We start from the raw sequence: 12,001 nt of genomic DNA, 5'->3' as shown, positions 1-12,001 counted from the left end.
TCTCTAACCATTTTCAGTGATGTGGAGATCAGACGAATTGGGGAAATTCCTGTAGGACTACCCACATTGCAAATACCGACTTTTACTCCATCCGAAATCACAACGATGATTATTGATGGGGCAATGTTGGGGATATTGGGTTGTATTGATACTCTATTAACAGCAGTAATTGCCGATAGTTTGACTCGGACTGAACACAAATCAAATAAAGAATTGATTGGTCAAGGTATTGGTAACTTAATATCTGGTTTGTGTGGTGGACTACCCGGTGCTGGTGCGACAATGGGAACTGTAGTTAATATCCAGACTGGAGCTAAAACAGCTTTATCTGGTTTAACTCGGGCGTTAATTTTATTAATTGTAGTTTTGTGGGCTGCTGGTTTAACTCAACCTATTCCTATGGCGGTGTTAGCTGGTATTGCGCTCAAGGTGGGGATTGATATTCTGGATTGGAGCTTTTTGAAACGCGCTCATAAGGTGTCACTGAAAGGCACACTGATCATGTACGGTGTATTGTTCTTAACCGTATTTGTGGATTTGATTGTTGCTGTTGGTGTGGGAGTCTTCATTGCTAATATCTTAACTATAGATCGCCTGTCGGAATTACAATCTCAGGAAGTTAAGACAATTAGTGATAATGATGATGCCATCGTTTTGAATGATGAAGAGAAACAATTATTAGATCAAGCTAATGGACGTATAGTGCTATTTTACCTGAGCGGACCAATGATTTTTGGAGTTTCCAAAGCGATCGCTCGTGAACATTTAGCAATGGCAGATTCTGATGTCTTAATCGTAGATTTGAGCGATGTACCCATGTTGGGTATAACTGCTTCTTTAGCAATTGAAAATGCCATCAAGGATGCCAGTGAACAAGGTCGTGATGTGCTAATTGTGGGTGCTTCTGCCAAAGTCAAACGACGCTTAGATAAGTTTGAAATTTCTAGATTTGTACCAGAGCATTATATGTTTTTAACTCGTGTGGAAGCATTGAGACAAGGTGTCTCTTTAGTTGACTTTAAAGCCACTTCTGCTAATGTTTCTGGCGTTAGTGCCTACACTGAGTCCTATGAGTAATTAGTCAGTGCATCACTAGCTATGGCATTATAAACTGCGACCACACAAACGTAGACTCACAGAGAAACAAAGGTATTAATCCCGCATTGGCGGGTTTTGCCTGTGTAGTGCTTTATTATCTTACCCAACATAAAATTCCCGTGTTAGAAGCATTTGTATTTGCCACAATATTCTGTGGATTTTTTGGCATCATCCTCAAAAAAAACCTGATGATGAAGATCATTTCTATGGATGTCATGAGTACAGGGGTAATTGCCTATTACGTCCTGATTGCGTCAAGAAATGGCTTGTTTACACCAATTTTTTCCAATAATAATAACAACAATGGCGCTTATGCCGATCCCGTTCCCCAAGCGGTGATCTTGACGGCAATTGTGATTGGATTTTCGATTCAGGCCTTAATGCTAGTCAGTGTTATGAAACTAGCACGAGATAATCCGACCTTAGAAACTAGCGAGATTGTAAAAAAACAATACCCCATGACTACTATTACAATCGCCTGGGTTGCCCTGCCGTTTTTTCTGGGGTTTGTGATCTATCTACTCCCCAAAGTTGACCGCTATCTCTCATTATTTGTGGCTGTTGCCTCAGCCGGGTATGGGTTGCAGCTATTTTTTGCTCAATCGCCAATATCACTACAGTTAATAGATAGTTTTGGTGTCACATTATTCATTGATCAATTGAGCGGCTACTTTATATTGACCAATGCACTGGTGACAATGGCGGTGATCCTGTATTGTTGGCAAACCGATAAGACAGCTTTTTTTTACGCCCAGACCATCATTTTGCATGGCAGTGTCAATGCTGCATTCATCACCACAGATTTCATCAGTTTATATGTAGCATTAGAAGTAATTGGTATTGCCGCCTTCCTCTTGGTTGCCTATCCCCGAACAGACCGCTCAATTTGGGTGGGTTTGCGCTATCTCTTTGTTAGCAACGTGGCCATGCTTTTTTATCTAGTTGGTGCGGCGCTAGTCTATCAAGTAAATCATTCATTTGCTTTTGTTGGTTTACGCAACGCACCACCAGAGGCACTCGCCCTGATCTTTGTCGGACTTTTAAGCAAAGGGGGAATTTTTGTATCGGGATTATGGCTGCCGTTGACTCACTCCGAATCAGAAACGCCAGTTTCTGCTATGATGTCAGGAGTTGTAGTCAAAGCTGGTGTTTATCCATTAGTGCGGTGTGCGCTCCTGATGGAAGAACTTGACCCCATAGTGAGAATCTTCGGCATAGGAACAGCATTTTTGGGAGTATTCTATGCAGTCTTTGAAAAAGATACTAAGCGGATACTGGCTTTAAGCACGGTTTCGCAGTTGGGCTGGATTCTCATCACACCGGAAATGGGAGGCTTTTATGCACTAGCCCACGGATTAGCCAAATCGGCACTTTTCTTGATAGCAGGTGCTTTACCAAGCCGAAATATTCAAGAACTGCAACAGAAGCCGATGAATACACCAATTTGGATAGCCATGGTGATAGCCAGCCTTTCGATTTCCGGCTTTCCCTTACTAGTGGGATTTGGGGCAAAAATATTGGCTTTGAAAAATCTGGTATCCTGGCAAGCGATCGCCATGAATGTTGCGGCGGTGGGAACAGCAATTGTCTATGCCAAATTTATATTTCTGCCCCATCGGGGAAAAGAGGCGGTACGGATTGGTGTTTGGCTACCGATTATCCTCCTCCTCAGTGGACTAATTGTCGCCAGTAGTCTGTATTACGAAGTTTACACCCCTGCGAATATTACCAAAGCGATCGCTATCATCGGTGTTGGCTGGGCGGCTTATTGGCTGATTTTTAAACAATTTGTCATGAGACTCCCGCGGGTTCTGGAAGAATTTGACCATTTGATCGGTGTGATGAGTCTGATCTTAATTTTACTGTTCTGGAAGGGATTTGTATGGTTGGGCATTTAAATCTCATATTGCGATTGGTGATCTGGTTTCTGTTGACCGCAGATTTCAGCCTAGCCAATATTATCATTGGTGTCAGTATCGCCCTTTTATTACCAGGTCGTCAGAAAACTCCCGAAGCCTTAAAAGATTGGCTGCGGGTACTGGGTGAGATTATGGTAGCGATTCCACAGGCCTATGTTGAGGCATTTGAAATCATCATCCGCCCCCATAAACATGAGGATGTGACGATGGAACGAGTCAAATCTCAACGGACTCCGGGGCTAATATTCCTAGATATATTCCTAATTACCTTTACACCAAAAACCATCGTTTTGAAATATCACGAACATGGCTGGTATGAAGTACACCTGGTGAGAAGGAGGAAAAGGAGGTCAGTAACTCAGGACTAATGTTACAAAAAAGGGAACAGGGAACACTATGGCTTACGCCACGCTACGCTATCGACAAGCTCAGTGCATCGCAGGGAACAGGGAACAGGGAATATTACCTGAGCAATCTTCAAAGGCAGAAATATGGATCTGAATGTATTAATGATGATCATGATTTTAGCATTACTCATACCTATTTATGAAGGTTGGAGAAATGATGATATTTGGAAAAAAATGCTGGCTTTTGGCAGTATTGCCACAAAAACATCAATCATGATTTTAGTTGTATCTATTGGCCGCGATGATTGGATGATCGGCATTGTCGGGGTAATTATCCTGAGTGTGGGAAATGCTGGATTAATGTTGTTAGCTCATTTACTCAAAAGAATGAATGAAATATGATTAATTTTCTGAGTTATGCCTGCATTGGCATCGGCATATTTTTCTGGTTTTGGGGAACTTCTCACCTGCTGGGTAAGCGATCTATATTGTTCAAACTCCATAGTCTTTCAGTTGCCGATACACTCGGCTCAATGAGTATCGTCTTCGGGCTACTTTTACAAATACCCAGCAAATGGCCGTTACTGATTCTGGCTATTATCTCCTTAGCCATCTGGAATACAGTGCTAGGGTATGTGTTGGCTTATTGTTCCACCAGCGAGGGCGGCTATGAATGATACCTATATCTATGTGATCATGGCCTTACTGCCTTTATCAGCCTGTAAGCTGTTATTTCAGGTTAATCCATACAATGCCCTCGTGATCCGTGGCATCTTGGGAGCGATCGCTGCCATGGTATATGCCATTTTAGGAGCAGCAGATGTGGCTTTAACTGAGGCATTGGTAGGTACTATGCTGGCAATTACACTTTATGCGGTGGCCGTGCGTTCATCCATGGTTATGCGGCTGGGCTTGCTCGAAAATGAGTTGACTGAAGCAAATAATGATCCTCTGTCTGGGAAATTAATAGATAACTTCCGGCAAATTTTAGGCAAACATTATATGCGTCTGGATTTAGTACCCTACACAAATACGGAAGAATTGCAGCGGGCGCTGATGGAAAAAGAAGTTCATACCATCTGTTTGCGGCCAGAAGCCACTAATCAAGATTTAGTCGGGAGTGAGAACGAAAACCCCACCTATCATACCCAAACCAGAATTCAACGCCTCTATGAAATTATGCAAGCTGAACTTTCATCATCATCAGCAACCATCCTTTCCTATGTCAGTACACCAAAATCATGAAAAAAATAGATCTGAAATGGGTTTACATTGTTGCGGGCATAGTGCTGTTTATCCAATTTCTGATTTTGCCCAATTCAGCGCCAGAATCACTAGAGATGTCTATCGTCGAAACCGTTGTCCGAGAAAGTGGCATTCCAAATGCAGTTTCTGGAATTATTTTCAGAAATCGGTTATATGACACTATCTTCGAGGTTGTGGTTTTTACGATCGCCATTATGGGCGCTAATTTTCTCCTGGCCAATGAAACTCCATCCCACAAAATACATAGTTTTACCGATCAACCATCTATTGTTCTAGCTCGTTTGGGAGCGACTATTTCCGCCCTGGTGAGTATAGAACTAGCTATTCGGGGGCATTTGAGTCCCGGTGGTGGTTTTGCTGCGGGAGTGGCTGGTGGCACAGCGATCGGTTTGGTGGCGATTACTTCATCACCGGAGTGGATACAAGGCATCTACAAACGCTGGTATGCTGCTACATGGGAGAAAATTTCGGTGCTTGTTTTCATTGTCTTGGCAGCTATAACCCTGGTGGGTATAGAGTTACCTCATGGAGAATTAGGCGCACTTTTTAGCGGGGGAATTATTCCTGTACTCAATATTTTGGTGGCTATCAAGGTCGCATTAGGATCATGGGCGGTGATTTTAGTGTTTACTCGCTATCGGGGACTATTTTAACTATTACGCCGTAAGTCCCCCAATGAATTTGGTACTCCAAATCAGTGGCGGGATATAAGGCGGGAAAAGCCGAAATCGTTCTCAATCAATAAGAGGCATAGCCGAGTAAGGGCAAAGAACATTACTTCGACTATGCTCAGTAACCATTGAGGTTTTTCCAAATTATGTTATGTATTGTATCGTTATCAGAAATAATATATCATGCTAAAATAGCTGTATCAAGGAGGTGATTTGAGTGATATACAAGGCTATTCAAGTTCGTATATATCCATCAAAAGAACAGGAAACACAACTAGCGCAAACTTTTGGATGTGCTAGATGGTGGTGGAATTATGCTCTAAATAAGTCAATTGAGACTTACAAAGAGACGGGCAAAGGACTTAGCCGTGCTGCACTCAACGCATTTCTCCCCACGCTTAAAAAATCTGAGGATACTATTTGGTTGGCTGATTGTTATAGCCAAATTTTACAAGCTACAACACTAAATCTAACCACAGCGTACAAGAACTTTTTTGATAAACGTGCCGGTTTTCCTAAATTCAAATCTAAGCATGGTAAACAGTCTATCCAATATCCTCAAAACGTCAAGGTTGTAGATGGTAATATTAAACTTCCCGGCAATATTGGGATAGTCAAAGCCAAGATACATAGACCGGTTGAGGGGAAAATCAAGACTGTTACTATTAGTAAAACCCCATCAGGTAAATATCTTGCATCCATCCTTACTGAAGTAGATGGTGTTTCGACTCCGCTCAACACAAGCGAAAATCCCAATATTTCCGAGGGGAAAATCTACGGAATTGATTTAGGACTAAAACATTTTTCTGTTGTCACAGATGGCGAGAAAGTATCTTTTTACGATCATCCTAAACACCTTGCCAAGCATGAGAAAAACCTTAAACGCAAACAGAAAAAATTAGCACGTAAACAAAAAGGGAGTAAATCAAGAAATAGATATAGAAAAGTTGTTGCCAAGGTGTACGAGCGAGTTAGCAATTCGCGGCAAGATTTTCTACATAAACTTAGTTATAAGTTGGTCAGCGATAGCCAAGCTGTCATAGTAGAGAATCTTCATGTCAAAGGCATGGTTCGTAATCACAATTTGGCAAAATCAATATCTGATGCAGGATGGGGAACATTCACTAATTTTCTAGCCTATAAACTAGAACGCAAAGGTGGAAAATTGATTGAGATTGATAGATGGTTTCCCAGTTCCAAACTCTGTTCTAATTGTTTCTATCAGATTGGTGATATGCCATTGGATGTCCGGGAATGGACTTGTCCTCATTGTGGCACTCATCATAATCGTGATGGGAATGCAGCAATAAATATTAGAGCAGAGGGGATCAGAATGCTAAAGGCGGAAGGTTCAGCCGTCTCTGCTGTAGGAGGGGAGATAAGACCAAAACTTGGGCGAAAGTCTAAGTTGCGGCACTCCCCTGTAAGTACAGAAGCCGACACTGTACTTGGTACTCCAAGTCAGTGTGGGTAGTTCACATTGATTAAGATCAAAAGTATCTAATCATTGACTTTTATCTTTCATGCCCTTATCCCGCGTAGTTACACTAATTGTTGGCCTGATCGTCATTTTGGCGTTAACCCTATGGCTGATTGATTCTCTCACCCGACTGTATTATCAGTTGTCCTATTCGCCTTTGTTAGGTAATTTACTATTATTACTGCTAATTTTATTGATTGGCGGTTTAATTGCTGCTTTTATTTACTATATATTGGTGCTGCGGAAGGGAGAGGAAAAATCCCGTCGTCAACGTCACAGAGTGACTTCCGCCCAAATCCCCGCGGCTAAATCTGATGCGGCTTCTTCTACTCTGCAAGCAGTTCGTCAACAAGTAGCCCAAATTCAAGATGAAGTCACACGCCAAGCTTTACTGAGTCGGACTAGGGAAATTGAGGCAAATTTAGCGAGAGGGGAAATTCAAGTTGTTGTCTTTGGTACAGGTAGCGCCGGCAAAACTTCTCTCGTCAATGCGATTATGGGGCGGATAGTGGGTGAAGTCAATGCACCAATGGGGACGACTCAGGTAGGAGAAACCTATTGTTTACGGTTGAAGGGTTTGGAACGGAAGATATTAATTACTGATACTCCAGGAATTTTAGAACCAGGGGTAGCGGGAACGGAACGGGAACAACTGGCCAGGGCTTTGGCAACAGAAGCTGATTTACTGTTATTTGTGGTAGATAATGATTTACGCCGTTCAGAATATGAACCACTGCGGAGTTTAGCAGAAATTGGCAAGCGATCGCTCTTGGTTCTCAATAAAACAGATTTATATACTGAAACTGATATAGAAGTAATTTTAGCTAGACTACGGGAACGAGTCCGGACTTTTATTGCTACAAATGATGTCGTAGCGATCGCTGCTAATCCCCAAACTGCACAATTAGAAACTGGTGAACCTTTCCAGCCAGAATCAGATATTATCCCCTTACTGCGGCGTATGGCTGCTATATTACGCGCCGAAGGTGAGGATCTCGTTGCTGATAATATTCTCTTACAATCTCTGCGGTTAGGAGAAGAAGCCCGGAAACTGATAGATTCTCAGCGTCGTCGTCAAGCAGATAAAATCGTCGAGCGTTATCAATGGATTGGGGCTGGTGTAGTTTCTGTGACACCATTACCGATGGTAGATTTACTCGCAACCGCCGCAGTTAATGCCCAAATGGTCGTAGAAATTGGTAGAGTCTACGGTTGTGATTTAAACATGGAACGGGGCAAGGAATTAGCCCTATCTTTAGGAAAAACAATTGCCGGTTTAGGTATCGTCAAAGGTGCAATTCAATTATTATCAACGGCTTTACAACTCAATGTTGCTACCTTTATTGTCGGGAGAGCAATCCAAGGGGTGACAGCCGCATATTTAACCCGCATTGCTGGGAAAAGCTTTATCGAGTATTTTCGTCATGATCAAGATTGGGGTGACGGGGGAATGACAGAAGTTGTTCAGCAACAGTTTCAGATTAATCGCCGAGATGAGTTTATCAAAGTTTTTGTCCAGGAAGCGATCGCTAAAGTCGTCAAACCATTAACTGATAGCTTTGCAGAAAAGGAAGACTCTCAGTAATAATACTTGGGTAATTATTGAATAATTAACATACTGAATTATTTTCTATAATTCCGGAAACTTGCAGCCGATGTCAGAAAAGATATATAAGGATTTCTGAGTAACTAGATCATGAACAACCAGATAATCGGCACAGTATTACAAGAGCGTTACCAAATTGTTCAACCCCTCAGTGCCGGGGTATTTGGACAAACCTATATAGCTGTAGATATACACCACCCAGAAAAACCGAGATATGTTGTCAAACAATTGAAAGTGAATAACTATCAATCCACTTCCTATTTTGACTACCTCAGACTACGGTTTTTGACGGAAACTGAAACTCTCAAACATTTAGGTCGTCACCCGCAAATTCCTGAATTAATTACCTGTTTTGAAGAAAATGAACGGTTTTATTTAGTCCAACAGTTTATTCCAGGTGAATCTTTAGCAGCAGAATTACCTAACAATCCCCAAAGTCCAGGTAAATGGAGTCAGGCTGATGTAATCAAATTTCTAGAAGATGCTTTATATATTCTGGAATTTGTTCATTCTCAAGGCTTTATTCATTGCGATATTAAACCAGAAAACTTAATTAGAAGGGCTATTGATGCCAAATTAGTTTTAATTGATTTTGGCTCAATTCAACCTATAGATTTTAGTATTGAAACAGAATTATCCATAGATCAAATTCCGGTGACATCATTGGGTTATATTCCCCCAGAACAATTTATTGGGCAAACTCAGCCTAATAGTGATTTGTATTCTTTGGGCATAATTGCTATTCAAGCTATTACGGGATTATCACCTCTGCAATTAGAAATTGATGCCGAAACTAATGAAATTATCTGGTGTGATGATGATACGCCAGTCAATGATTATTTAGTCGCTTTTCTCAGTCAGATGATCCGTTATCAATACCAAGAACGTTTTCAATCTGCCAATGAAGCATTATGGATACTCAAGCATATAGAATGGGAAAATCAGCCCAGTGAAACACCCCTTGCTGATTCTCAATTATTTTATAGAAATATAGATGATAATTTAATTTCTAAAACCACAACTAAACAATCCCAACCTTTACTAGCAGGACTAAAATTAGGTTTATTAATTAATTCTGTTCTCATTGGATTAGGTGTATATTCTTTATTTAATAATTCTCAAGCTTATTCAGCTACAGAAACCTTATATAAAGCTATAGAAGAATATCAATCGGGTGATTTACAAACAGCGATTGATTTAGCTCAGTCTATCCCCATTCATAGTAATATTTATCCAGAAGCTCAAGCCTCAATTGAAGAATGGCAAAAGCAATGGCAAAAAGATGCAGAGCATTTTATTTTAGCTGAAAAAGCTTTGAAGGAAAGGCGGTGGACTGATGTATTATATCATGCTCCGAAAGTTCCTCTTAATTCATATTGGCAATCAAAAATTCAGCCATTGGTTCAACAAGCTCAAGCCAATATTGAATCACAAACACAAGCTTTATTAGCTAAAGCTTATGAAAAAGCCGAAGAAAGAGATTTTTCAACAGCTTTATATTACCTCCGGCAAATTCCTGAAGAAAGTTCTGCTGGTGCTATAGTTAAACAGAAATTATCTGAATATAATCAAAAGCGCCAAGTTAGATCAGGTTACTATTTATATTTAGCCTATAACAAAGCATCTATTGGTGACTTTTTTGGTGCAATTAAACTCCTGAAAAAAGTTCCTGAAGATACGGCTGTATATGAACAAGCACAAATGAAATTACAAGAATATTCTCAAAAGTTACGTTTACGTCATCAACAACAAGAAGCAGCTATTCTCAAAATAGTGACTATTTCTAAAAGAAACAACACACCTCATCATAAAAATACTATTCAACCTCAATTATCTCTTCAATCAGAAGATTATTTACAAGAAGTAAATATTCGTAATTAGGGCTAGTACCGCAGTGCGGAATTAAAAATTAGAAAAGCAGATTACACAAGCTGTTTTCAAATTTTTAATGGTTAGTTGATTTACGCCGTTGTGTACTAGAAGTTACAGAATCATAATTCATGATGTGTTTTCAGTATTATTACGCAATCATTGTTTTAGCTCTGATGAAACTTCAGTAAAATAACTATGGCTTATTTTGCCTGAACTCAGGAAAATCATTACAGATATAAAAATAATATTTTCAACTTCATTATTTGTACACAGAGATTAATACAAAGGAATTAATATGACAGTTAATGAGTCCTCTGCCCGTTCTGATAGTATTGATCTATTATACCTATACCACCAAAACCCCTCTATTCGACTGCGGAATAAACTCGTAGAATTGCATAAAGGATTAGTACGAAAAATAGCCTATAAATTTAGTCATAGATGCTATGAGCCTTATGAAGATTTAGAACAAATTGGTTACTTGGGCTTAATTAGAGCAATTGAGCGTTTTGATCCTCATCAGGGATATGCCCTTAGTTCCTTTGCTGTACCCTATATTCGCGGTGAAATCCTGCATTTTTTGCGCGATCGCTCTACTTTATTAAAAATTCCCCGCCGTTGTCAAGAACTTTACAACCAAGGACAGAAAATCCGTAAAGAATTAACTATCTCTTTAAATCGTCCTCCTCAAGAAATTGAAATTGCTAACAAGCTGCATATATCTATAGAAGAATGGCAAGAAATTAAGTTAGCAGCCCAAAATCGAATGCCTTTGAGTTTAGATAACACAACATCTAATTATACCGATTGTTCAGTCACGTGGGCTGATTTACTTCCCTGTCCCCATACCACCGCACTTCAGCAGCAACAGGAAGAACAGCAACAACTAGAAGGGGCTATGAGTATGCTTGATGATAAACCCCGAATTGCAGTGGAATTAGTTTTTGTTGAACAACTAACTCGCAAAGATGCTGCCAAAAAAATTGGGGCTACACCAATGACGGTTACACGATATCTGCAACAAGGTCTGCAACAGTTAATTACTTACTTGCAACCAACTACTGTTGCAACTGGAATCTTAAATATCCTCTAAGTAGGTGGGCGTTAAAAATTGTCGGGATTCCTATATTTGCATATTTTTATTCCCAAACATTATATAATTTTATCATAACCCATAAAAATCCTCATTCAGAATTTCCTCTATCCTAAAAGGACAAATTATAGACTTACCCAAATCAACTAACTCCTCAATTAAATGCTCAATATCCAAGGATGCAAATTCACGATTTTGTAATTGTTTAATTGTTTGTTCAATCCATAATTGTAAATCGCTATCATATAGTCTATTAGACATATTTTTGGTGTACTCTTATTAATCAGCCCTACTTCTAATGTAACTTAACTACCAGAAGATTATTTAATCATGGTGAGCGATCGTCTATAGCGGTTATCGCCCTTGTTGCAATACAATTTAGGGCGCAGACCCTGCGCCCCTACAGAATTTGCGTTTGGCTGACTGTATCTCACAAAGAGTGCATACCGTTATAATCAACCTCATCCATCTTGAAACCTGAAGTTTTTGTAAGCTCTAACTGTTCTCCCACAGCCTTAAAACCCCTCTCGTTACTAAGGGGAGGGGTAATTCAATCAACTACAGGTTTCATTTTGAACGTGGTTTAGTGGAAGAATTGTTTGTGATCTGCACTTTATTACCATAAATTAACTTATTTGTCAATAGTACA

At 40.1% G+C, this 12,001-nt stretch carries 12 protein-coding genes and 1 pseudogene; 12 read left to right on the top strand and 1 reads right to left on the bottom strand.

What is annotated here, in order from left to right; genetic code table 11:
• The 12 genes and pseudogenes from FJR38_RS28555 to FJR38_RS14440 form a co-directional block, all read left to right on the top strand.
• Positions 1–1,077, top strand: a 1,077-nt coding sequence (locus FJR38_RS28555; protein WP_254449471.1) for a SulP family inorganic anion transporter, incomplete at its 5' end; no start/stop codon positions are given.
• A 140-nt stretch (positions 1,078–1,217) separates the two neighbouring features.
• Positions 1,218–1,556: pseudogene (locus tag FJR38_RS27785) on the top strand (NADH-quinone oxidoreductase subunit K); the annotation flags it as partial.
• The gene (locus FJR38_RS14485) at positions 1,557–2,996 is read left to right on the top strand and encodes a cation:proton antiporter (protein ID WP_168495238.1); all 1,440 of its coding nucleotides are present in this window, start codon (positions 1,557–1,559) and stop codon (positions 2,994–2,996) included.
• The gene (locus FJR38_RS14480) at positions 2,981–3,385 is read left to right on the top strand and encodes a Na+/H+ antiporter subunit E (RefSeq protein ID WP_168495236.1); all 405 of its coding nucleotides are present in this window, start codon (positions 2,981–2,983) and stop codon (positions 3,383–3,385) included. Before FJR38_RS14485 ends, FJR38_RS14480 begins: the two co-directional genes overlap by 16 nt.
• 123 nt (positions 3,386–3,508) lie before the next feature.
• Positions 3,509–3,766: a hypothetical protein gene (locus FJR38_RS14475; protein ID WP_168537826.1), complete on the top strand. Its 258-nt coding sequence runs from the start codon at positions 3,509–3,511 to the stop codon at positions 3,764–3,766.
• Entirely contained in the window at positions 3,763–4,041 is a 279-nt protein-coding gene (locus FJR38_RS14470; protein ID WP_168495232.1) for a monovalent cation/H(+) antiporter subunit G, read from the top strand. The genes FJR38_RS14475 and FJR38_RS14470 overlap by 4 nt, the downstream gene beginning before the upstream one ends.
• The gene (locus tag FJR38_RS14465; RefSeq protein WP_168495230.1) at positions 4,034–4,609 is read left to right on the top strand and encodes a DUF4040 domain-containing protein; all 576 of its coding nucleotides are present in this window, start codon (positions 4,034–4,036) and stop codon (positions 4,607–4,609) included. The genes FJR38_RS14470 and FJR38_RS14465 overlap by 8 nt, the downstream gene beginning before the upstream one ends.
• An 11-nt stretch (positions 4,610–4,620) precedes the next feature.
• Positions 4,621–5,283, top strand: a complete 663-nt coding sequence (locus FJR38_RS14460) for a Na(+)/H(+) antiporter subunit B (protein WP_168538246.1) — start codon at positions 4,621–4,623, stop codon at positions 5,281–5,283.
• Positions 5,284–5,518: 235 nt separating this feature from the next.
• Positions 5,519–6,775: an RNA-guided endonuclease TnpB family protein gene (locus FJR38_RS14455; RefSeq protein WP_168495228.1), complete on the top strand. Its 1,257-nt coding sequence runs from the start codon at positions 5,519–5,521 to the stop codon at positions 6,773–6,775.
• A gap of 49 nt (positions 6,776–6,824) precedes the next feature.
• Positions 6,825–8,366: a YcjF family protein gene (locus tag FJR38_RS14450; RefSeq protein ID WP_168537824.1), complete on the top strand. Its 1,542-nt coding sequence runs from the start codon at positions 6,825–6,827 to the stop codon at positions 8,364–8,366.
• Between the two features lie 111 nt (positions 8,367–8,477).
• Entirely contained in the window at positions 8,478–10,268 is a 1,791-nt protein-coding gene (locus tag FJR38_RS14445; RefSeq protein WP_168495224.1) for a serine/threonine-protein kinase, read from the top strand.
• Positions 10,269–10,554: 286 nt separating this feature from the next.
• On the top strand, positions 10,555–11,352 hold the full coding sequence (locus FJR38_RS14440) for an RNA polymerase sigma factor SigF (RefSeq protein WP_168495222.1): 798 nt from the start codon (positions 10,555–10,557) through the stop codon (positions 11,350–11,352).
• A 72-nt stretch (positions 11,353–11,424) separates the two neighbouring features.
• On the opposite strand, the gene FJR38_RS14435 is transcribed toward FJR38_RS14440, so the two are convergent.
• Positions 11,425–11,613, bottom strand: a complete 189-nt coding sequence (locus tag FJR38_RS14435; RefSeq protein ID WP_168495220.1) for a DUF29 family protein — start codon at positions 11,611–11,613, stop codon at positions 11,425–11,427.
• Positions 11,614–12,001 lie beyond the last annotated feature (388 nt).

This window comes from Anabaena sp. UHCC 0253 (assembly GCF_009712085.1).
Lineage (GTDB): Bacteria > Cyanobacteriota > Cyanobacteriia > Cyanobacteriales > Nostocaceae > Dolichospermum.
The sequence above is the reverse complement of the archived record's forward strand: the minus strand, read 5'-3'. Positions and strand labels throughout refer to the sequence as shown.